Here is a 22,700-nt window from a genome sequence, read left to right on the forward strand (position 1 = left end):
TTTATATATTAGTGTTGCCTACAATAACAAAAAAAATATTTTTACTTTGGGAAAACTCAATACATATTCACATTATTTTTTTTACAGTAAAAGATTATTTTTATTGGCAGCATTTGGTCTTTTTTTACCATATCACAAAATTAAATCACAAAACACCAGCACCAAAAAAGACACAAGCGCACAAAAAGAGATTTCGATTCAAAAATATCTAAAACAACAATCCAACAATAGCTTCATACATAAGAAACTCTACGAATGGCTTGTTGTATCAAAGGATTCAAACATATCCAAAAATGAAATTTTTGCGGCTTTAGAAAAAGAAAATGAAAAGTATACTAATAAAATAATACGATCCATTAAAATAAAACAGATATCTCCATTTGCCAAGAGTATTCTTGATACCATTGGAATTTCAACCAGCAAAGTTGGCAAGCATTTGGATGATTTACGCTTTGAGACAAAACCCAGTATCATTAAAAGTAATTTAACTTTCAAAAGAGGTGAATTTGTTAATATGAGGAAACTCAAGGATAGCGAACGTATTTTACGTTCACTAAATTTTATTACAGATGCCTTAATAATTGTGGAGCCAGCCATTATTGATACTTCATTAGTAAATGTATTAGTAATAACACAGGATAGCTATCCCTATGGTGTTCGACTGTCCATTTCTGGTAACAATGCACAATTTGGACTTTATAGTAAAAATGCCTTGGGATATGGATTAGAAGTAGAGCATAAGATCAATACACAAAAAACAGAAGATGGTCGTATTGGTCTTTATGAACACTTGAGATGGGAGAATATATACGGAAGTTTTATCACCTTAGATACAGAATTCAACAATACATACAACTCAAATTCACAAAGTATTGGAGCCCAAAAAGATTTTTTTATTCCGGAAATAAAATATGCAGGAGGCTTTAAGATATCTAAGAATTTTAAAATCAATCACTTAAACAAATCCACTGGCAATGAATATTTAAACAACCACGATCATCTTATTCAAGACTATTGGATTGGCAGATCATATTTAATAAATGCTGAAAATTTCTTCAATAGATCAAATCTTACCATACTAGGACAGACTATGTTTTCGGATTATTACAACATGGTTGATACACTAATGGAATTCCCCCATTATAAGCCTAACTTCTCCATTTTTGGTTCCGTTGCCTTTTCCAAGCGAGATTTCTATAAGAATCAACTTATTTATAACTATGGAAGAACGGAGGATGTACCCTATGGTTTTCTTGGCTCCTTAAGTTTTGGCTACAATCAAAACGACCAAAAAAACAGGTATTATTCTGCGGCACACTTTTCCTTCGGAAAAACACTCATTCCCAATAAAGGCTATTTGTACATAAGTAGTGATATACAATCATTTTTTCACAAAGGGCAACCAGAAGATTCCCGCATCAAATTGCAAGCAAAATTTATCTCCTCGCTCAATCGTATTGGAGTACATCGCTTACGTTCTTTTCTTTCGGCCAGCTATGTCAATGGATACCACAACAGCTATCCTAACTATATATATATCAACCAATCAAACAATGGCTTAAGAGGATATAGCAGTCACCTTCTTAAAGGTACACAAAAAATTGTTTTTAGTAATGAAAATATACTTTTTTCGAGCAAAGAATTACTGGGATTTAAAATGGCTTTTTTCTCCTTTTTTGATATGGCCTGGATTTCGAATCGCAGTAAATATTTCAACAACAAACCATTCTATTCTATAGGTGGCGGTTTTAGAATCCGCAATGATCACTTAGTATTCAATACCATTCAGGTACAACTGGCCTATTTTCCACGAATACCCACAGACGGTAAAGAATTTGCTCACAGACTTACCAGCGAACAAACCAATAGCTTTAATCAATTTGCTCCCCAAAAACCATATGTTGATATTTACAAATAAAAATGCTTTCTATTATATTTAAAGATTGCTTCTTCCGGAAAGGATAATCTGGCAATAATAGAACAAGAAGGTGTATATCTCTATCCCATTCATATTACATGATTAATTAGATCTTTGCAGCTGGAACGATGTTAGCACCAGTAAAATTCGTACAATCCAAACTTCCCCTTAACTTAAAAACCCGGAAAATGTATTAGAAAACCTATTACGAAGTTCTAATACATTATCCGGGTTAAAATATAAAACCAAGGAGAAGCATTATGAAAAAAATTACTTGTCAACTATCAACGACAAGCCTACATACTTTTAAAAATCCACCTACAAGAAATCGTTAAAATAATTAGTTACTTTTTGCATCAGGTGTACACGGTCTGCCCCCCTCACATTATGTTCATGTCTTGGATACACAAAATAATCAACCTGCTTTCTGTTTTTTATACATTGTTCTATAAAGTATAAACTATGTTGCCAAACAACTGTTGGATCAATGGCTCCATGAATCACCAATAAACGACCTTTTAAATTCTTTGTCCGCATATTTAAGTTGGTCATTTCATAACCTTTTTTATTCTCTTCCGGTAAATCCATATACCTTTCACCGTACATAATTTCATAATATTTCCAATCAGTTACAGGTCCTCCGGAAACACCTACTTTAAAAACATCCGGATATTTTTCCATTAAGTTAATGGTCATAAATCCACCAAAGCTCCATCCATGCACACCAATTCTATTTTCATCCACATAAGGCAATGATTGTAAATACTTAACACCTTGCATCTGATCAGCTGCTTCTACCTCTCCCAACTGTCGATGAATTACCTTTTCAAATTCACATCCTCTATCCGGAGTACCCCTATTATCCATTGTGAATGCAATATAACCTTGCTGTGCCATATAAAGTTGCCACATTCTCGCCGCACCCAGCCAACTATTTTTAACAAGTTGTGCATGAGGTCCACCATAAACATAAACCACTACAGGATATTTTTTTGAGGCATCAAAATCAGGAGGCAAAATCATACGGCTGTATAAATCTGTTTTACCATCTGCAGCTTTTATGGTATCCATCACTATTCGCCCCATCCTATAACCAAGAAAAGGATCTTTAGCTTCATGTAATTGAACTGAGGAGCGTTTTTTCACATCCAGCAACTGAATAATTCTTGGGGTTTCTAGGTTAGAGTACATATCAATTACTCTATTTCCTGATTTACTAACACTGGTAACGTGCGTACCCATTTCAGAGGTAATTCTGCTTATTCGTCCGTTACTCAAGGAAACTTTATATAAGTGGCGGTTTAGAACTCCACCATCTTTAGTAGCTTCAAAAAACAGATATTTACTTTTTATATCCAATCCTAACACACTGGTTACCACCCATTGCCCTGCTGTCAATTGTTTTTTCAAACCTTTATTGATATCATACAAATACAAATGATTATATCCATCTCTTTCACTTTGCCAAACAAATTGATTGGGTGAAGCAGGTAAAAACAAAGCAGGATTTTCTGGCTCTACCCAAGTATCACTTTTTTCCTCAAACAGCTCTTTCACAAAATGTCCGGTTTTAGAATCATATACCTCCATCTTCATATGATTCTGTGCTCTATTTAAGACTGCAATTAAGATATTTTGCTCATCACCACTCCACGCAACATTTGTCAAATATTTTTCTTTGGGTTCACCTGTTTGCATATACACCAAATCACCTGTATCCAAGTCATATACACCCACTGTTACCTCATGACTTTTCATTCCGGCCATAGGATATTTGATATTTTCCGTTTGTGCCACTCTCCTGTTGATATTAACCAATGGATAATCTGTAACCATGGTTTCATCCATTCGGTAAAAAGCAACTGAATTACCTGTGGGCGACCAAAATATGCCATCCACGATTCCAAACTCGCTTCTATGAACAGCCTGCCCCAATACAATACCTTCTTTTGAACCATTTTCTATTTTCACCGGTTCCCTATTTAACTGCGAAATATATAAATCATACCCCTCTAAATATACAATCGCAGATGCTTTGTCATTAAAATGAATATGCTTTGCATTTTTAGGATAAGACAAAAAATACTCAATTTTTTTAGAATCGATATTGTATACAACAATTGCCTCTTTATTATCCACCCAGAAAGTGTGGTTATTGATCCATTTGATATTATACAATGAAGTTAATGCTTGTAAATGCTGCCGATCAAAACTTTTATTAACAGCATCCAAGTCTAAAAAGAATGATTTTTCACCCTTACCGGATATCAGAAATAAACTATCTGATTGATTTTGTACAATATTGTCAGAATTTCCTAAAAATTTATAACTTTCATACGAAGGCAAAAAATTCCTGTAATTTTTGCCACCGGCAATCACATCCTCCAAACTCAACTCCTTAAGTCCTTGAGCTTGAACCAAAAACACTGTCATAATTACTGACAACAAAAAGACACACCTTTTCATAAGTATTATTTTACTATATTAAATAATTATTTTTGATTAAATATGTGTGATTTTTTTCTAAAAAAAGAATAATATTCCAGCGGAACATCGAATTTTGTGCTGTTTTTTAATAAAATTAGCTATTTTTATACATCGAAATAAATGTGCATCACATGCAATATATAATTTCTACCGGACGTTTAATAGTTTATAAAAAAGATTTGTAATCACATGAACTATCATTAGATTCGATAGATAAAAAACATTCAAACTCATGAAAAAAGGACTTATTTTAACCTTTATTATTATTATAACCTGTGGTTTATTAGCTCCATCATCCATTGCTTCGCAAGATGAAAAGCCAAAAGATTGTTCAAGTTTAATTAAAGCTCCATTTATACCCAATGGTCAACCACTAAGAGCCTTTTTAACCGGAGATGAAGTTGCAGAATTCCATACTACATTTTTAAATGGCAGTATATATAGGCTTGCTGCATGTTCAGCAAACAATGAATCCATCATATTCTCGGTTTACGATACCAATAGAAATCTACTCTTCACCAATGATGAGTACAATAAAACCAGCATGTGGGACTTTAAAATTGCAGGATCAGTTGAATGCATTATTGAAGCCAAACTGGATAACAAACAAGCAGCCTCTGGGATGGCCATGATGTATATTGGCTTTAAAAGTCTTGAAGAAAATTAAAGACACATAAGATTAATTCTATACTGGTTACTTTAACTAAAAAAGAACATGAGCGAAGGAATATTAAAAGCCTTAATACAACTTTTTGCTCTAATAGCCTTTCCTCATAAGGATAATAAATCGCGCAGGCAAATCGTCAGGAACTTTTTGAACCATCAGTTAAATCAACAGATGGTAGATGAGTACCTTGATATATACGAGTCTTATTACCAAGAACACGTATCAAAACTTGCAAAGCTTCAACAAAGTGAAATATCCAGGTCGACCCTCAGTGCCAACTCTGTTAAGGCTTTACGTATCTCCAATGCCATCAACAAAGAACTGACGCACTATCAAAAACTGATAGTAATCATTCAGTTAATAGAATTTTTAAAATCCGGGATTGAGATTAGCCACTTCGAAAGAGATTTTGTAAGTACCATTGCACAAACTTTTCATATAGACGATCTGGAGTACGTGTTAATGGAACAATTCATGATTAATGGCGCACAAGATATTATTGACAACGAAAATATATTATTAGTTGATAGTAAACCAGAAAACACAAACAGCAAAACACGTCATTTAAGATGGGAGCACGTTGATAATGAAATTTGCATACTGCGCATTAAATCAGGTGGTTTATTTTTATTAAAAATTAATAACAAAAACGACATCAGCATAAATGGGCAGTTATTGAATCCCGACCGAATTCATGTATTAACACCAGGATGTTCCATTCGTAATAGTCGCATTAATCCGCTTTATTACAGTGATATTGTTGGAACATTCACGAGCGATAATATAACAGCTCCCCTATCATTTACGGTTAAAAACATTTCGTACAAATTCAAAAACAAAGCTATAGGGGTTCAACCCATGTCTTTCAATAGCGAATCAGGCAAGCTTGTGGGAATTATGGGCTCAAGTGGAGCCGGAAAAACAACACTAACCAATATATTAAGTGGAATATATAAACCTTATTCCGGAGAAGTACTCATCAACGATATTAATATTCACAAGAATCCTCAGAAAATAGAAGGACTTATTGGCTACGTCTCACAGGACGACTTGCTAATGGAAAATCTCACAGTCTATCAAAACTTGCTCTATAACGCCAAGTTGTGTTTTGGTGATTATAGTGAATTTAGAATCAAGCGACTGGTACTAGATTTGCTATCATCCTTAGGGCTTAGTGACATCAAGGACATGAGAGTTGGATCACCCCTTAATAAAAAAATCAGTGGTGGACAAAGGAAAAGGCTAAATATTGCTTTAGAACTGATAAGAGAACCCGCAGTCTTATTTCTGGACGAGCCAACCTCTGGCTTATCTTCACGCGATTCGGCCAACATCATGGATCTACTGAAAGAATTGGCACAAAAGGGCAAGCTGGTATTTGTGATCATTCATCAGCCTTCTAGTGACATATTCAAAATGTTTAATCAACTACTGGTATTAGATCATGGAGGTTATCTGATTTATGATGGCGATCCTGTGGAAAGCATCACTTATTTTAAGTCAAGTATAAAACAGGCCAACAGTCATGAAAGCGAATGCAATACCTGTGGAAATGTAAATCCGGAACAAATTCTCAACATTGTCACATCCCAGGTAATAGACGAGTACGGTTCATTTACAAGCAATAGAAAAATATCGCCACGCGAATGGAACGAACGCTTCCACTCTCAAAAGAAGAAGGAATTATTAGCAAGTCCCAAACAACATAAGGACCTTCCTAAGGTCAACTTTAATATCCCCAATAAGCTTAGTTCTACTTTAACAGATTTATTGCTTTGAATAACAGAGGTCTATGTCACGCTGTCGCTTTTCATGTCGCTGCTGCAGTTTTTCCAGCATCCGTTCATCGGTCATTTCACGATAAAATTTGTATACCATAAAATCCATAATGTCTCTTGCCGACAACAATGGGACTTCGTCTTGATTCAATAGTTTTTCTTTCAGCATAAAGCTGCCCACCATTAAGTTGAGGGCTACTTGGTGATGCCATGACAGCCATTTGCGGGTTTGGAACTGATCCAAGCCTACTATCTGTTTTTGCTCTTTGAAGCTATGCTCAATGAAAAAGCGTTGTGCCTGCATGTATGCCAGCGCCTGATGCGTGTATTGAGCAAGTTCTGCGTTAGTGAACGAATATTTTATTTCTACTCCCTGCTTTGTCTTTCTTTTCGAAATGACCAGCAACCGTTTCTCAACAATGTTCTGAACCTTATCCCAAATGTAAACTGTCTTAAAATGGAACAATCCCTTCAGCTTTCCCTTGGCAGAATCACGAATGTCAAGCTTTTTCCAGTCCTTGTTTGTAAGCGTTTCTATATATTCGTTAGCGTTTACCGATGGGGTGCTTGCCTTCGGCCTTTTGGGTGGGCGCCCACGATTGCTCTTTCGCTCTGGAATATGTAGTTCTGGTTTTTCAAGGTGGATTTTTTGATCGCTATGAATGTCAAGCATGTACACCAAACCCATATCCTCAACCGAACGGGTAAACGCAAGGTCATTGCCATAAAGTCCATCCCCCCCAACGTAATCGAACTCGATACCCATTTCCAGTTGGTGCTTCACAATATCTGTAGCCAGCTCCGGTTTTGTCTTGAAAACCCTGTCCTCTTTGGGGATGCCAGCAGTTTCACACCTGGCGTTGTTAGTACACCATGACCTTGGAAGGTACAGTCTCGTGTCGACCAACGCTGCATATTTGTCCGTGCACAAGCAACCAAAAACTGCAACCTGCGAGTTTGCAGTCTTCCCAACGTTCCCGCAATACTGGTGATCAACACCAATGCTTTTGTCACCTTTTTTCACCCATCCGCTTTCGTCTATGAGTAATCCTTTTAATTTTTGGTTTGGGAGTGATTGGTCTACCTGATTTGCTATTTGGTCGATGACAGCTCTTGCATCCCAATTGGATTCGGTGATAAAATGCTGCATCTTATGGTAGTCTGCGTTTAATGTCTCAGTGATGCGTTCGATGTTTTTCAAATCGCTTAAAGCTAGACCTTCGACGTATTGAGTAGCTTTGTCGAAGTTGGATTTTGTTCTATTTTTAAAATGGTGCTGAAATTCAGATAAATACACTTCAAGTCGGTTGTTGACCGCTAGCAGTGTTTTACCATTATTCGTATATTTTTTTAAGTTTTTCGCCCGTTACCCATTGCAAACTTGAGTTTTGTTCTTTGTTTCAATTGCAATATACTAATTTACTGTTTATTACGAAAGAAAAACAATACTAAATTATCGTTTTTTCAGTGATCATTTTAATCTGTTAAAGTAGAATTAGACAATTTAATATTTTTGTAAAGCGCGATTTGCTATCCAAATTATCAAATCGTCAGTATTTAATAATCAATCTACTTGAAACCCCAATATTGTCACTATTATTGGCTTCCATTATCAAGTTTTACAATGTAGATGCGACCAACAACGAGGGTTATATATTTCAGAACAACCCTAATATTGTTGTTTACATTATTATGTGTGTGATCATTGCTTTATTTGTTGGATTAACGGTTAGTTCAGAAGAGATCATCAGTGATCGTAAAATACTAAAGCGAGAAGAGTTTCTCAACTTAAGCAGATTCAGTTATTTAATTTCAAAAGTTTTTATTTTATCTATTATATCTGCCATTCAGACCTTTTTATTGGTTAGCATTGGAAACTATATTATTGAGCTCAAGGGAATGTTTTTTGAGTACTGGCTTGTTTTATTTAGCGTCTCGACCTTTGCTAACATACTAGGGCTTAACATATCAGACAGCTTTAAACAAGCTGTAAATATCTATATACTCATACCATTTTTAATTATTCCACAAATTATTTTATCAGGTGTATTTATCAGTTACGATCACCTTAATCCAAAATATTCCAATCCAGATACAATTCCTTGGTATGGTGAAATCATAACTGCCCGCTGGGCCTTTGAAGCCCTAACAGTTCATCAGTTTAAAAACAATGATTTTGAAAAGAACTTTTATATATATGATAAGATTAAAAGTGAAGCTCATTTTAAAAAGGAATATTGGGTTCCTGCGCTGCAGGTAAAATTAAATATGTGCGAAAAATTATTAGAATCAAAAGCCTCAAAGCAAAAAATTAAATATAACCTTGAATTACTAAAGCACGAAATTACAGATGAAAATACCTTTGGTTTATTAAAATTAGACATTCCTTTCACAAAAAACTTAAGCTACGATAAAATTAATCAAGCTACGCTAGATGAAGTGAAGGCATATCTTAACAAGAAAAAAACTATTTATCGTAAGCTTTTCAACGATATAGATCACAAGCTGGACGCAAAAAAGAAAGCACTAACCAGTACAAGCCACAAAAGACAGCAGTTCAATCAACAAAAAAAGAATTACCACAATCAAGAACTGGAACAATTTGTTAAAAACACCAGTAATATTTTCTCCAGCAAGATCATTGAATACAATGGAAAATTAGTACAAAAGATTGACCCAATATTTAAAGAACCTCAAAGTAGGCTATTAAAAGCTCATTTTTTAAGTCCTTTTAAAAAGCTTGGAGATTTTGAAATAGATACTATATGGGCAAATCTCATTGTCATTTGGTTTTTTAATATCCTGTTGTTCATTCTACTTCAAATGGCTTTACTTAAAAAACTCATGTACAATTTCTCAGAATTTTACAGTAGAATAAAAAAGGAGTAATGAACATGTAAATAAATACACCCAATCATTACTCCTTAAAATACGATTATTCCAAATAGCAAATTATTCTTCCATTTCAATCATCTTGAAAGGTATGTTAATGATAGACTGATAATCTTCACCAGCCTCAAACATATCTTCATCATCCTCTTCGTAATACCAGTTCACTTCTACTTTTTGTCCTTTTTTGAACAAAACCTCCAGTTTCTTAAATATATCCAGTATACACTTTGACGAGCTGGCATTGAAATACTCCAACTGAACATTTACAGCCGTTTCTTCTTTTCCAATTCCTCCATACTCTTCAAGCCAGTCAATTAGAGGCTTGTAAAACTCTATCGAATTTTCAGGTATAGATCTACCTTTAATTTCAATGATTCCTTTTTCTCCGTCAAACCTTACATATGGGGTTTTAGGGGTTCCTTCTCTTACTATTGTTTCCATATTACAAACTATATGGTGTTATTTTAACTAATATAAACGTCTAATGAAAAAAATATATGATTATCGCTGTACTTATAAAAATAGTACTCCAATTTATTGCCTGTTTTACGCACAATATCAAGCATTCCCAATCCTCCTCCTCCTTTATCTGAAAACTCGCCATTACTCATGATATCCAAATAAAGCATACGAATCTCTTTATCTGTTAAAGAGTTTACCTGATCGATACGATCTTTGATAACACTAATTTTGTTTTTATCAACAAAATTACCTGTTGAAATCCTATAAAAAGAGCTGTCTTTGCTTAGAATAATCACACCAAAGTTATCTTTTTGAACCAGATCTAAATCCACAGGAGGTCTATCTACATGATGATATAGATTTTGGAGGCACTCAACGAAAACATTGTATACCTTTTTTCTAACCTTGTTTTTTTCGTTCTTAAGGTTAAGACTTTTCTCAATCGTTTCGAGCGCCTCGGTTATTAGGTCAGGAGTGATGCTTCCATTGAAGTTTAAAATAACTTCTCCCTCCAATTTCTCGTTATACCACTCCTTAATGTTAAATGCCATTTTATTCAATATTGCTCAACACAAATATATAAAAATAGACTCTTGTACAAACCTATCGAAGGTCAATTTTTCCAATATTTTAATTACAAGGGTCATTAAACCGTAATTTTAGTATCAACTATGTATCCTCCCACTCTAAATTCCACCACCTTCGGTATACAAAAAATCACGGGGTTTAAATTGCACGATTTTTGATTGTGGTGGAACATTATTAGTAACCCAAACATTACCTCCAATAACAGAACCTTTACCTATGGTTATCCTTCCTAAAATGGTGGCTTGCGAATAAATAACCACATCATCTTCCACAATCGGGTGCCGGGCTATTCCTTTAATGGGATTGCCATTTTCATCCAATGGAAAACTTTTGGCTCCCAGCGTAACACCTTGAAAAAGCTTCACATTTGTACCTAGGATAGAAGTTGCACCAATCACCACACCTGTTCCGTGATCAATGGTAAATGACTCACCGATCTTCGCTTTAGGATGAATATCGATACCGGTCTCTGAATGCGCCATCTCTGATATCATTCTGGGAATAATAGGAACACCTAAATTAACCAAAGCATGCGCAATGCGATAGCTGGAAATAGCTCTAATGGCCGGATAACAAAAAATAACCTCTCCTTTGCTTTTGGCCGCAGGATCACCTACGAATGCAGCATCTACATCAGTAGATAGCACTCTTCGTAGCTCAGGGAGTAAAGCCACAAACTTTTTAGTTATTTCAAAAGCTTTTTCTTTATGATCCTGAAGTTTCTCAGGGTTATTCTTATTACATTGAAAACATAGTCCTGCCAAAATTTGATCGTTCAGCAATTTAAATAAAAGCTCAGTATTCACTCCTAAATAATAATAAATACTCTCTGATCGTACGGGCGAATCACCAAAATACCCTGGAAATATAACTTCTCTCGCTAAATTTACTATTTCCGACAATTTTTCTCCCGAAGGCATAGGGTGCTCAAAGAAATGAGTATGGCAAACCGCTTTATAGGATTCTTCACAGGCTAATTTTTTTATCGTTTCTTGAAGAACACTCGGATATTTAAATGTGGACATATTTTATTTCTTTTATTTTTTTTCGCATTCAAAACCATACAAACCTAAAATATTACGCATGATTCACAATATATATCTTGTATCTCAATCATTTGCGTCGATCAAATTGGTTCTAAGTATTTACATTAAATCTTCCATGATCACATGGCACATATCACCTTCATGATTTTCATTGGAGAAAAAGACGAATCTTCAACTCATTTTATCTATAGCATCAACTGCATTACGTACTCTTTGTTCACCAGACCCTTCTATTATTTTATATGCAAAACCATACGCCTCCAGTTGCTGTTTGTACTTTTCAAACAACAAACCTCTTATATCTCTATTCTCCCTTACCAAATCAGGTTTCCAATCTAGATCATCCTTACATAAGAGATACAAGTCAACAGGTCTTTGCGCAAATTCATCCTCGAACCAATCTGGTAATTTATTAAAGACGTGCAAAAACCATATTTTTGAAATAATAAGATAGGTGTCAAAAAAACAAAAACCATCTTTTTTTTGCAAGTGATCATACTCTTTTAACTGTTGTTTAGTGATATTAACAACATCTTGATAAGTGTAAGGACTCTTCAACTCCTCTATATATTTCCGTGCAAACTCCTCTACATACACGCCTTGATAAATATAGGCCAATTGCTTAGAGAGCATTGACTTACCAACAGATTCCGGCCCCGTTAAAACTATTTTCATTCTTGATCTATCTTTATAACATTTTAAGCAATACTATGCTGGTATTTTTTATAATCGCGGAGCCAAGAAAAATATCCCCATATGGCCATGACTGTATAAACAAAAAATAAAAAGCCAGTAACATATAATCCTTTATAAAAATACATGCCCATTGATACAAAATCAATCACAATCCACACCAACCATTGGTCTATAATTTTTTTAGCCAACATCCAAGTAGCTACAAAACTAGCTGCAGTGGTAAACGCATCCCAGAATGGCAAATCAGACGCAGCAATACCAATAAATGGAGGCACTACAATCAAAATAAAAGCCAACGCTACATATAATACACCAAATGCCAAAAGAAGCTTAAACAACATACTTTTATTCACCTTCACGATCATAATTTTGTCCACCTGCTCATCACTTTGTCTATTTTTCCAAATGATCCATCCGTAAATACTAACCACCAAATAATAAATCTGCAACACCATATCAGCATACAAGCGGGCATCAAAAAAAACACTCATATAAAATGCTGAGGTTAATATGCCCATGGGCCATAGCCAAATCTTTTGATTTATTGAAAAATACAGGTATACCAAGGCAGTGATAAATCCGAACCACTCACCCCAGGATAATAAATAATCCGCCATTAATGAAATAGATTTGTATATTCCTTTTCAGAAGAAAGTATATCAATTGCTTTATTATAGACTTCGGAACTAGGGTTTATGGTTTGAAAATATTCACTTGAAGTCCACATACTACGTGCAATTAGTGCTTTTATTTGTGCTTTCACCAGCGGAAACGATGCCTTTCTGAATGCTTGAACATCGGACTTTAACTGCTCATTTTTTCCTTCACGAATTAGTTTTTCTATAATTTCATCACCCACCACAAATTTACTTTCAAACTGTTCAAAGCTAGTGAACGATCGCTCCATTTGTTTTCGATGTGTATCTACATAATTTAAAACAAAACGGTTCAATATTCCATAAGCGACTAAATCACGGTAATAATCTGAGTAACCACTTGTGTCAGCAGGCACAAAAAAATCGGGCATAATTCCTCCGCCACCATAAACAGGTCTTTGCTTTATTTTTGTGTAATATTTTTCATTTTTATTCAGATGTATACTGTCTTTATGCAGCACTTCGCCAGTATCAAATCTATGGTAAATTTCCTCCTGGTAGGCATCTATACCATCATCATATGGTTTTTGTATACATCTACCCGATGGAGTATAATACTTTGCAATGGTTAACCTTATCATGGATCCATCCTGCAGGTTTAATGGTCGCTGAACCAATCCTTTCCCATAACTTCGTCTTCCAAGTATCAGCCCTCTATCCCAATCCTGTATTGCGCCAGAAACAATTTCGCTGGCAGAAGCAGAACCTTCGTTAATCAACACCACTACATTACCCTTCTCAAACAAACCTTTACTTGTAGAATTGTATTCGCGACGTGGATTCGTTAATCCTTCGGTATAAACAATTAATTTTTTTTCAGGCAGCAATTCATCGGCAACATCAATTGCAGCTTTTAGATACCCTCCCGGATTTCCTCGTAAGTCTAAAATTAAATTCTGCATCCCCTGCTCCTTTAATTTTTTCAGTGCACTCTCTACTTCAGAATGTGTTGTTGCTGAAAACTGATTGATTTTAACATATCCAATTTCCGGAGTGGCCATATAAGAAGCTTCAACGCTATAAATAGGAATTTTATCACGAGTTACCGTAAAAGAAATTAATTTTTTAATATTTTTTCGTTGAATTTGCAGTTCAACTTTCGTTCCTTTTTTGCCTTTCAATTTTGAAAACACATCCGTATTTTTCAATCCAACACCCGCTACATTTTCTCCATCTATCACCAATATTCTGTCTCCCGCCTGAATACCAACCTTTTCAGATGGCCCACCCGATATGGGAGAAACGACCATTAAGGTATCCTTAAAAATATTAAACTGAATTCCGATACCTTCAAAACTACCATCCAATGGCTCGTTCATCTTTGCCACCTCCTCTTTTGAAATATAAACCGAATGAGGATCTAACTTGGTCAACATACCAGAGATAGCATTCTCCACTAATTTTCCATCATCAATACTATCCACATAAAAAGTAGAAATGAGTTTGTAGGCCAACTGAAGTTTTTGTAAATCCTTATCGAATTTTTGTGCATTAAGCGAGGTACCTAGCAGAACCAGCAAAAGGCAGGCACTCATATATTTAGATAAAACATCTTTAAAATTCTTCATACTATATGCGAATAAGTTGAGTTAAATATTGTGTGTGTGTGATCAGCAAAGATAGAAACAAAACGAAGATCTGATAATTCTTCTACAAAAAAAAGACCGGAAAAATCCGATCTTTTTATATGTAAATCTACTTATTCCCACTCTATGGTTGCAGGTGGCTTGGAGCTTATATCGTAAACAACACGGTTCACTCCCTTTACCTTATTAATAATATCATTAGAAACCTTGGCCAAAAAATCATATGGCAAATGCACCCAGTCAGCAGTCATACCATCAGTTGACGAAACAGCTCTAAGCGCCACTACTTTTTCATAAGTACGCTCATCTCCCATTACACCAACCGACTGAACAGGCAATAACATAACACCAGCTTGCCATACTTCATCATACAGGTCATTATCTTTTAAACCCTGAATAAAGATATGATCTACCTCTTGAAGAATTTCGACCTTTTCTTCAGTAATATCTCCCAAAATACGGATAGCTAACCCGGGCCCTGGAAATGGGTGACGTCCCAATAAAGCGGGAGAAATACCCATAGCCTTACCTACGCGTCGAACTTCATCTTTAAACAGTAAATTAAGAGGTTCCACTACCTTAAGGTCCATCTTTTCAGGCAATCCACCCACATTATGATGTGATTTAATGGTAGCAGATGGTCCATTTACAGAAACAGACTCTATAACATCCGGATAAATAGTTCCCTGAGCGAGCCATTTAACATTTTGGATTTTTTGTGCTTCTCTATCAAAAACCTCAATAAAAACGCGGCCTATAATTTTCCTTTTTGTTTCTGGATCAGAAACTCCTGCCAGTTCATCCAGGAAATCCTTTTTAGCATCTACACCAATCACATTTAAACCCATATGTTCATATGAGTCCAATACATTTTGGTATTCGTTTTTACGCAATAATCCATTATCCACAAAGATACATGTTAGATTATCACCAATCGCCTTATGTAAAAGAACTCCAGCCACAGTAGAATCCACTCCGCCAGACAGTCCAAGAACCACTTTATCGTCACCTAATTTATTTTTTAAGTCAGCTACCGTAGAAGCCACAAAGGAGTTCGGTGTCCAATTTTGACTACAACCACAAATAGAAACGATATAATTAAACAGAATAGTTTTGCCATCTGTTGAATGGAATACCTCTGGGTGAAATTGAAGTCCCCAAGTAGATTCACCTTTCACCTCAAAGGCCGCTACACTAACATCATTAGTACTGGCTATCACTGAGTAATTTTGGGGTAAATTAACGATGGTATCTCCATGTGACATCCACACTTGTGACTGTTCAGGCACACCAGTCATCAAATGATTACTTCGATCTATAAAACTCAAATTTGCACGACCATACTCGCGCGTATTAGATGGTTTTACTTCGCCACCAAATTTTTGCGCCAAAAATTGGGCTCCATAGCACACGCCCAACAGAGGTAACTTACCTTTAAACTGACTCAAGTCTGGCACTGGCGCATTTTCGTCCCTAACACTGTAGGGACTTCCTGAAAGGATTACCCCCTTCACCCCCTCGTCCATTTCTGGTATTGAATGATACGGATGAATTTCACAGTAAACATTTAACTCTCTCACCCTTCTGGCGATCAACTGGGTATATTGCGACCCAAAATCAAGGATAACTATTTTCTCTTGCATTAAACAGAGGCTTAATGGGTTTATAAAACAATAATTTTTGCGCAAAGATAGGTATTAACAAGGAATATTCACTCCTTTCATTTAGTATTAATACGATTGATTGCCCCCTCTTTCAGGAGGAGGTTAAATAAAATATTAAATTATTTTCAATCATTCTTTTCTAACAAGCGCCACACTACTTTAACAATATATTAAATACTCTTCCTTCTTCTGCCAATGAAGTATTTGAGAATACTGTTTTAGCTTCATTCAGCAGGACATTTAAATCTTTATAACGTGAAGAAAAATGGCCAATCAATAGTTCACCTACCTCCGCTTTACGAGCAATGGTTGCAGCCTGTTCCGCTGTTGAGTGATAAGTTTTTTTAGCCAAAGCAGCCATATCTTTACTAAAGGTTGCCTCATGATAAAGCACATCCACATTTTTAATTTGGTCCACAATGCCTTCGGTATATTTGGTATCAGTACAAAACGCGTAAGATCTGATAGGAGGAGGATTGTTGGTTATTTGCGCATTTGGAATCCTTATGCCATCTTTAGTATGATAATCTGCTCCTTTTTTGATATCAAGAATTTCCCTAATAGAAGGTTGGTGAATAAAAACAAACTCTTTCTTTACTTTTCGATCTTCCGGCTTTTCTTTAAACAAAAAACCAACCGTAGGCACTCTATGTCGCAACGGAATTGTTTCTACCTCCAAATTCTTATCTGAATATATAACAGTACTTTCCTTAGGATTAAAAGGCTCGAATTTTACCTCAAAGGGCAACTCCTTACAAAAGAAATCCAGTTGAGGTTGAAGTATTTTTTCAAGATCAGGATGCGAATGAATATGTAATGCTGCTTTTCGGCCTAATAAACCCAATGAAGAAATAAGTCCAATCAAACCAAAGCAATGGTCTCCATGAAGATGAGAGATAAATACATGTTCAATTTTAGTAAACCTAATTTTATGCACACGCAGTTGTTTTTGCGTACCCTCCCCGCAATCGATTAAAAAAAACCGCTCAGATGCATTGAGCACCTGAGCGGTTGGATATCTTTCAGAAGTGGGCAAAGCCGAGCTACTTCCCAGGATCGTGATAGAAAATGATTTAGACATTATTTTTCAATAGCTTTCCTCATTAATTCCACCCCTTGATCCATATTTTCGGCAATTGTTAAAACAGAATCCAACTGAGAAACAGAAATAAGACGTTCGACAGCTGGTTGTAACCCTGATAAAACAAAAGTACCATCAGCATTTTTACACAACCTATTAGCTACAAGAATAGCACTCAATCCAGACGAATCACAATAACTTGATTTTCCGAGATCGAGAAGAATGTTTTTCTCCCCATTTCCGGATAACAGTACAAGTTCAGATTTCAAAGAAGGTGCAACATGAGTGTCCAGCTTCTCTTTTAAGATCTGAATAAGCGTGAAATCATCTAATTTATCAATTTTAAAGTCCATCGGTTAAAAAGATTTTTATTGAATACTATTCATTAAGGTAATTTAATTTTTCTCGTCAGCTTCCATTTGATCTTTTAGAGCTTGCAAGCTAGAAATATCACCTAATGTAGTCTTTTCTAAGTTATCTTTCAACTTCTTCACACCTTTTTTGGTAGTTTTTGATTGTTCAGCTTTTTCTGAATTATCAGCTGCTTTTTTAACATCTTCAAAAACTCTTGAATGTGAAAGAATTATACGTTTAGAAGCTTTGTTGAACTCAATAACTTTGAAATTAAGTTTTTCATCAACTTTAGCTTGACTACCATCCTCTTTCACCAAGTGACGTGGAGTAGCAAAACCTTCAACACCATAAGGAAGAGCAATAACGGCTCCTTTATCGAATAGGTCAATGATTGTTCCTTCGTGTACTGAATCAACAGTAAACAATGTTTCAAACACATCCCAAGGATTTTCCTCTAGTTGTTTGTGACCTAAGCTAAGTCTTCTGTTTTCTTTATCTATTTCAAGAACAACCACTTCTACTTCTTCACCAATAGCAGTAAATTCGGCAGGGTGTTTGATTTTCTTAGTCCAAGAAAGATCAGAGATATGAATAAGTCCGTCGATTCCTTCTTCTATTTCAACGAATACACCAAAATTAGTGAAGTTTCTTACTTTCGCTTTATGTTTAGAACCAACTGCGTAGGCTTCTTCTATTTTTTCCCAAGGATCAGCTTTCAATTGCTTAATACCAAGAGACATTTTACGCTCTTCGCGGTCTAATGTTAAAATAGTAGCTTCCACCTCGTCGCCAACTTTCAAAAAGTCCTGCGCACTTCTTAGGTGTTGCGACCATGACATTTCAGAAACGTGGATAAGACCTTCAACACCTGGAGCAATTTCAACAAATGCACCATAGTCAGCCATTACAACCACTTTTCCTTTCACTACATCACTTACTTTAAGCTCTGCATCCAATGAATCCCAAGGATGAGCGGTTAATTGTTTTAAACCTAAAGCAATACGTTTTTTCTCGTCATCAAAATCAAGAATTACAACATTTAATTTTTGATCCAACTGAACGATTTCTTCTGGGTGACTTACGCGACCCCAAGAAAGGTCTGTGATATGGATTAATCCATCAACACCACCTAAGTCGATAAATACACCGTAAGATGTAATATTTTTAACAGTTCCCTCAAGAACTTGTCCTTTCTCAAGCTTAGAAATAATATCTTTTTTCTGTTGCTCAAGTTCTGCTTCAATAAGTGCTTTGTGAGAAACTACAACGTTTTTAAATTCAGGGTTAATTTTAACCACTTTAAATTCCATTGTTTTTCCAACATACATATCGTAGTCACGAATAGGTTTCACATCAATTTGTGAACCGGGAAGGAAAGCCTCAATTCCGAACACATCTACAATCATACCACCTTTAGTACGACATTTAATGTATCCTTTAATAACTTCATCATTTTCTAAAGCCGCATTGACACGATCCCAAGAACGTAGAGCACGCGCTTTTTTATGAGAAAGCACCAATTGACCTTTTTTGTCCTCTTGACTCTCTACATATACTTCTACTGTATCACCAATAGCTAGTTCTGGATTGTAACGAAATTCGTTTCTTGAGATGATACCATCCGATTTGAAACCGATATTAATTACAACTTCTCTTTTGGTTAATGCAATAACTTCTCCTTCGATTACCTCTTTTTCAGAAATTGTAGAAAGGGTTTCGTCGTACATTTTTTCCAAGTCCGCTTTTGAACCTGAATTTCCAAATACTTCTCCTTGCTCATACTCATCCCAATCGAATGCGGCATCAGAAGTATTTTCGGTAGCAGTTACCACCTCATTTTTAACTTCAGGAGTTTCGTTAAGCTCCTGGGCATTTTCGTTTACTTCACTCATCTAAAAATCAATTAATTACTAGTAGTTAGACATTATATTTATAAAAACAGCTGCAAAAGTACGAATAAATTATCAAAAAATACCACACCTGCTTTATAAAATCACAACAAAACACGGCTTTCAAAGCCCATGATTATCAAATAAAATCACCATCAAAATCATTGGTAAGGATAGAAACAATACTTTCTTATAATATAATATATCTCAACAAGAGTGTCAATGAACACTTTCTACCCCTTATTTTATATTAAACAATCGTACTATTAAAAAAAACAACAATCTGCGTATTTCTAGACAAGCATATAACAATAATATGAATGTAGCTTTATTTGATAATTGTTAATTTTATATACATTTGAATTCTATTAGATAGAGTAAGCAAAGCGTTGCCGTTTCAAATTAGCCCTAGGTATTTGGTTTATTTGAACTTACTATAAATATCTATTACCATACTTGACAAAATACAGCATTGAAAACGTATTTTTTTGCGATATTGCAGTAAAAACCTGCTGTATTTAAAATTAAATTTTTGAATAATGAAAATTTCTATTGTCGGAACCGGATATGTTGGATTAGTTTCCGGAACTTGTTTTGCTGATGTGGGTATCACCGTTACGTGTGTGGATATCGACGAAAAAAAAATTGAAAATCTAAAAAAAGGAGTTATCCCAATTTACGAGCCTGGATTGGAAACCATGGTTCATAGCAACATTGAAAAGGGAAGGTTATTTTTCTCTACGAGTCTAAAAGATTCTTTAGAACAGGCCGATGTAATTTTCATTGCTGTTGGCACGCCTCCTGACGAAGATGGAAGTGCAGATTTGAAATATGTTCTAGAAGTTGCCAGACAAATTGGAAAACATATCAACCATTATATGGTGATAGTCACTAAAAGTACTGTGCCCATTGGAACTGCCAAAAAGGTAAAAGCAGCTATTACTGATGAAATTGAAAAAAGAGGTATTGAAGTTGATTTTGATGTTGCTTCAAATCCTGAATTCTTAAAAGAAGGAAATGCTATTCAGGACTTTTTGAAGCCCGACCGAATTGTTGTTGGGACTGAATCAGAGAAGGCACAAAAAATGATGAACAGGCTTTACAAGCCATTTTTATTGAATGGTCATCCTATTATCTTCATGGATATCCCTTCAGCCGAGATGACGAAATATGCTGCAAATTCAATGTTGGCCACAAAAATTAGCTTTATGAATGATATGGCAAATTTATGTGAAATTGTAGGCGCAGACATCACTTCGGTAAGAAAAGGTATTGGTTCTGATGCACGAATAGGAAATAAGTTTATATACGCTGGTGCAGGGTATGGTGGATCTTGTTTCCCCAAAGATGTGAAAGCTGTGATCAAAACAGCCGACCTAAACGGATATAAATTACGTTTACTAGAAGCTGTTGAAGAAGTAAACAACCATCAAAAACATGTATTGGTATCGAAAATAAAGGAGCAGTTTGGCACAAATCTAAACAATATGATATTTGCGTTATGGGGATTGTCCTTTAAACCCAAAACCGATGATATGCGTGAGGCCCCTGCTTTAGTAGTTATTGAAGAACTCATTAAGCTAGGCGCAAAAGTTAAGGCATACGACCCGGTAGCAATGGAAGAAGCCAAACGTATATTAGGAGATAAAATTGAATATGGTGCTGATCCTTACGACGTGCTCATCGATGCAGATGCTCTAATTGTAATTACAGAGTGGTCAGAGTTTAGAATTCCGAACTTTAAGGTAATTGAAAAACTCCTAAAAAACAAAGTTATATTTGATGGCCGAAACATTTACGAACCTGCCGAAGTTCTTGAAAATGGTTTTTCGTATTACAGCATAGGTAGAGCTGCCATGCATCCTTAATTTGGTCAACCTAAAAATAATAAAGGGTCTGTACATTTATAAAATGTACGACCCATTTGCATTTATAAAAGTCAACATCAAATAAAAAAATTAATGAAAAGGATATTAGTTACCGGCGGAGCCGGTTTTATAGGGTCACATCTATGCGAACGTTTATTAAAAGAAGGTAATGAGGTAATTTGTCTGGACAATTATTTCACCGGAAGTAAAACCAACATACTCCATCTGTTAGACAATCCTTATTTTGAACTTATTCGTCATGATGTAACACATCCTTATTTTATTGAAGTTGACGAAATCTATAATCTGGCTTGTCCTGCCTCACCTATCCATTACCAGCTGAATTCAATTAAGACCATCAAGACTTCAGTAATGGGGGCAATTAACATGTTGGGCTTAGCCAAACGTATCAAAGCAAAAATATTACAAGCCTCCACTTCTGAGGTATATGGTGATCCTGAAATTCATCCACAAAAAGAAGACTATTGGGGAAATGTAAACCCAATTGGAATACGCTCTTGTTATGATGAAGGAAAGCGATGCGCAGAAAGTTTATTTTTTAATTACTACTCTCAAAACCAGGTAGAAATTAAAGTTATTCGGATATTTAACACCTATGGTCCACGTATGAACCCCAACGATGGTCGTGTAGTATCCAATTTTATTGTTCAAGCCCTAAAAGGCGAAGACATCACCATCTTTGGCGATGGTAAACAAACACGAAGCTTTCAATATGTTGATGATTTGGTGGAAGGGATGATTAGAATGATGAACTCTAGAAAAGACTTCTTAGGACCTGTAAATGTTGGAAATCCTAACGAATTTACCATGTTAGAACTGGCTCAAGAGGTTATTCAATTAACCGGATCCAAATCTAAACTTAGTTTTTTACCCTTACCTGCCGATGACCCAACCCAAAGAAAACCCAATATTGAACTAGCCCAAAAAGAATTAGGCGGATGGGAACCCAAGGTTCAATTAAAAGAAGGATTGGTAAAAACCATTGAATACTTTGATCAAATATTAAAGCAGTATTAGCATCTAAACGCTACCTTTAACTAAAAATAA

General features: G+C 35.5%; 18 protein-coding genes. 6 read left to right on the forward strand and 12 right to left on the reverse strand.

The window, feature by feature from the left end:
* Positions 1–103: 103 nt before the first annotated feature.
* Entirely contained in the window at positions 104–1,918 is a 1,815-nt protein-coding gene (locus CYTFE_RS0106505; RefSeq protein ID WP_152541812.1) for a BamA/TamA family outer membrane protein, read from the forward strand.
* A 318-nt stretch (positions 1,919–2,236) separates the two neighbouring features.
* Here the strand turns inward: CYTFE_RS0106505 and CYTFE_RS0106510 are convergent, their stop codons facing one another.
* Positions 2,237–4,384: a S9 family peptidase gene (locus CYTFE_RS0106510; RefSeq protein WP_027471157.1), complete on the reverse strand. Its 2,148-nt coding sequence runs from the start codon at positions 4,382–4,384 to the stop codon at positions 2,237–2,239.
* A 253-nt stretch (positions 4,385–4,637) separates the two neighbouring features.
* On the opposite strand from CYTFE_RS0106510, the gene CYTFE_RS0106515 reads away from it, so the two are divergent.
* Together CYTFE_RS0106515 and CYTFE_RS25315 are read left to right on the forward strand one after the other, a co-directional pair.
* Positions 4,638–5,072, forward strand: coding sequence for a hypothetical protein (locus tag CYTFE_RS0106515; RefSeq protein ID WP_027471158.1), 435 nt, complete (start codon positions 4,638–4,640; stop codon positions 5,070–5,072).
* Between the two features lie 48 nt (positions 5,073–5,120).
* Positions 5,121–6,851 (forward strand): ATP-binding cassette domain-containing protein, encoded by a 1,731-nt coding sequence (locus tag CYTFE_RS25315; RefSeq protein WP_044263104.1) that lies wholly within the window; start codon positions 5,121–5,123, stop codon positions 6,849–6,851.
* Here the strand turns inward: CYTFE_RS25315 and CYTFE_RS25320 are convergent.
* On the reverse strand, positions 6,840–8,147 hold the full coding sequence (locus CYTFE_RS25320) for an IS701 family transposase (protein WP_027470370.1): 1,308 nt from the start codon (positions 8,145–8,147) through the stop codon (positions 6,840–6,842). The two genes, CYTFE_RS25315 and CYTFE_RS25320, sit on opposite strands and share 12 nt — an antisense overlap.
* 212 nt (positions 8,148–8,359) lie before the next feature.
* Between CYTFE_RS25320 and CYTFE_RS25325 the strand changes: the two genes are divergently transcribed.
* On the forward strand, positions 8,360–9,739 hold the full coding sequence (locus CYTFE_RS25325) for an ABC transporter permease (protein WP_262505575.1): 1,380 nt from the start codon (positions 8,360–8,362) through the stop codon (positions 9,737–9,739).
* A gap of 63 nt (positions 9,740–9,802) precedes the next feature.
* Here CYTFE_RS25325 and CYTFE_RS0106530 read toward each other — a convergent pair whose 3' ends face one another.
* From CYTFE_RS0106530 to rpsA, 10 genes are all read right to left on the reverse strand, one after another.
* Positions 9,803–10,183 carry a DUF1987 domain-containing protein gene (locus tag CYTFE_RS0106530; protein ID WP_027471159.1) on the reverse strand — a complete coding sequence of 127 codons (381 nt, stop codon included), beginning with the start codon at positions 10,181–10,183 and terminating at the stop codon, positions 9,803–9,805.
* Between the two features lie 23 nt (positions 10,184–10,206).
* The gene (locus CYTFE_RS0106535; RefSeq protein WP_027471160.1) at positions 10,207–10,755 is read right to left on the reverse strand and encodes a SiaB family protein kinase; all 549 of its coding nucleotides are present in this window, start codon (positions 10,753–10,755) and stop codon (positions 10,207–10,209) included.
* 135 nt (positions 10,756–10,890) lie between these two features.
* On the reverse strand, positions 10,891–11,817 hold the full coding sequence (gene epsC / locus CYTFE_RS0106540; protein ID WP_027471161.1) for a serine O-acetyltransferase EpsC: 927 nt from the start codon (positions 11,815–11,817) through the stop codon (positions 10,891–10,893).
* 192 nt (positions 11,818–12,009) lie between these two features.
* Positions 12,010–12,513 carry an AAA family ATPase gene (locus CYTFE_RS0106545; RefSeq protein ID WP_027471162.1) on the reverse strand — a complete coding sequence of 168 codons (504 nt, stop codon included), beginning with the start codon at positions 12,511–12,513 and terminating at the stop codon, positions 12,010–12,012.
* A gap of 23 nt (positions 12,514–12,536) precedes the next feature.
* Positions 12,537–13,151 (reverse strand): nicotinamide riboside transporter PnuC, encoded by a 615-nt coding sequence (gene pnuC / locus CYTFE_RS0106550; RefSeq protein ID WP_027471163.1) that lies wholly within the window; start codon positions 13,149–13,151, stop codon positions 12,537–12,539.
* Positions 13,151–14,758, reverse strand: coding sequence for a S41 family peptidase (locus tag CYTFE_RS0106555; protein WP_044213468.1), 1,608 nt, complete (start codon positions 14,756–14,758; stop codon positions 13,151–13,153). Before CYTFE_RS0106555 ends, pnuC begins: the two co-directional genes overlap by 1 nt.
* Positions 14,759–14,889: 131 nt before the next feature.
* Positions 14,890–16,419: a glutamine-hydrolyzing GMP synthase gene (gene guaA / locus CYTFE_RS0106560; RefSeq protein WP_027471165.1), complete on the reverse strand. Its 1,530-nt coding sequence runs from the start codon at positions 16,417–16,419 to the stop codon at positions 14,890–14,892.
* 175 nt (positions 16,420–16,594) lie between these two features.
* Entirely contained in the window at positions 16,595–17,521 is a 927-nt protein-coding gene (locus CYTFE_RS0106565; RefSeq protein WP_044262626.1) for a ribonuclease Z, read from the reverse strand.
* Positions 17,521–17,874, reverse strand: a complete 354-nt coding sequence (locus CYTFE_RS0106570) for an STAS domain-containing protein (RefSeq protein ID WP_027471167.1) — start codon at positions 17,872–17,874, stop codon at positions 17,521–17,523. Before CYTFE_RS0106570 ends, CYTFE_RS0106565 begins: the two co-directional genes overlap by 1 nt.
* A gap of 42 nt (positions 17,875–17,916) precedes the next feature.
* Positions 17,917–19,767 (reverse strand): 30S ribosomal protein S1, encoded by a 1,851-nt coding sequence (rpsA, locus tag CYTFE_RS25330; RefSeq protein ID WP_081735926.1) that lies wholly within the window; start codon positions 19,765–19,767, stop codon positions 17,917–17,919.
* Between the two features lie 536 nt (positions 19,768–20,303).
* On the opposite strand from rpsA, the gene CYTFE_RS0106580 reads away from it, so the two are divergent.
* On the forward strand, positions 20,304–21,632 hold the full coding sequence (locus CYTFE_RS0106580; protein ID WP_027471168.1) for a UDP-glucose dehydrogenase family protein: 1,329 nt from the start codon (positions 20,304–20,306) through the stop codon (positions 21,630–21,632).
* Between the two features lie 93 nt (positions 21,633–21,725).
* Positions 21,726–22,670: a UDP-glucuronic acid decarboxylase family protein gene (locus tag CYTFE_RS0106585; RefSeq protein ID WP_027471169.1), complete on the forward strand. Its 945-nt coding sequence runs from the start codon at positions 21,726–21,728 to the stop codon at positions 22,668–22,670.
* Positions 22,671–22,700 lie beyond the last annotated feature (30 nt).

Origin of the sequence: Saccharicrinis fermentans DSM 9555 = JCM 21142 (assembly GCF_000517085.1) — a bacterium.
GTDB classification, from domain to species: Bacteria; Bacteroidota; Bacteroidia; order Bacteroidales; family Marinilabiliaceae; genus Saccharicrinis; species Saccharicrinis fermentans.

What these genes read in the sequence shown, in the direction of transcription:
- CYTFE_RS0106585 (WP_027471169.1), top strand. Translation starts at nt 21,726, where the DNA reads ATGAAAAGGATATTAGTTACCGGCGGAGCCGGTTTTATAGGGTCACAT.
- CYTFE_RS25315 (WP_044263104.1), top strand. Translation starts at nt 5,121, where the DNA reads ATGAGCGAAGGAATATTAAAAGCCTTAATACAACTTTTTGCTCTAATA.
- CYTFE_RS0106565 (WP_044262626.1), bottom strand. Translation starts at nt 17,521, where the DNA reads ATGTCTAAATCATTTTCTATCACGATCCTGGGAAGTAGCTCGGCTTTG.
- CYTFE_RS0106530 (WP_027471159.1), bottom strand. Translation starts at nt 10,183, where the DNA reads ATGGAAACAATAGTAAGAGAAGGAACCCCTAAAACCCCATATGTAAGG.
- CYTFE_RS0106515 (WP_027471158.1), top strand. Translation starts at nt 4,638, where the DNA reads ATGAAAAAAGGACTTATTTTAACCTTTATTATTATTATAACCTGTGGT.
- CYTFE_RS0106535 (WP_027471160.1), bottom strand. Translation starts at nt 10,755, where the DNA reads ATGGCATTTAACATTAAGGAGTGGTATAACGAGAAATTGGAGGGAGAA.
- CYTFE_RS0106555 (WP_044213468.1), bottom strand. Translation starts at nt 14,758, where the DNA reads ATGAAGAATTTTAAAGATGTTTTATCTAAATATATGAGTGCCTGCCTT.
- guaA (WP_027471165.1), bottom strand. Translation starts at nt 16,419, where the DNA reads ATGCAAGAGAAAATAGTTATCCTTGATTTTGGGTCGCAATATACCCAG.
- CYTFE_RS0106580 (WP_027471168.1), top strand. Translation starts at nt 20,304, where the DNA reads ATGAAAATTTCTATTGTCGGAACCGGATATGTTGGATTAGTTTCCGGA.
- CYTFE_RS0106570 (WP_027471167.1), bottom strand. Translation starts at nt 17,874, where the DNA reads ATGGACTTTAAAATTGATAAATTAGATGATTTCACGCTTATTCAGATC.
- epsC (WP_027471161.1), bottom strand. Translation starts at nt 11,817, where the DNA reads ATGTCCACATTTAAATATCCGAGTGTTCTTCAAGAAACGATAAAAAAA.
- CYTFE_RS0106545 (WP_027471162.1), bottom strand. Translation starts at nt 12,513, where the DNA reads ATGAAAATAGTTTTAACGGGGCCGGAATCTGTTGGTAAGTCAATGCTC.
- CYTFE_RS0106510 (WP_027471157.1), bottom strand. Translation starts at nt 4,384, where the DNA reads ATGAAAAGGTGTGTCTTTTTGTTGTCAGTAATTATGACAGTGTTTTTG.
- rpsA (WP_081735926.1), bottom strand. Translation starts at nt 19,767, where the DNA reads ATGAGTGAAGTAAACGAAAATGCCCAGGAGCTTAACGAAACTCCTGAA.
- pnuC (WP_027471163.1), bottom strand. Translation starts at nt 13,151, where the DNA reads ATGGCGGATTATTTATTATCCTGGGGTGAGTGGTTCGGATTTATCACT.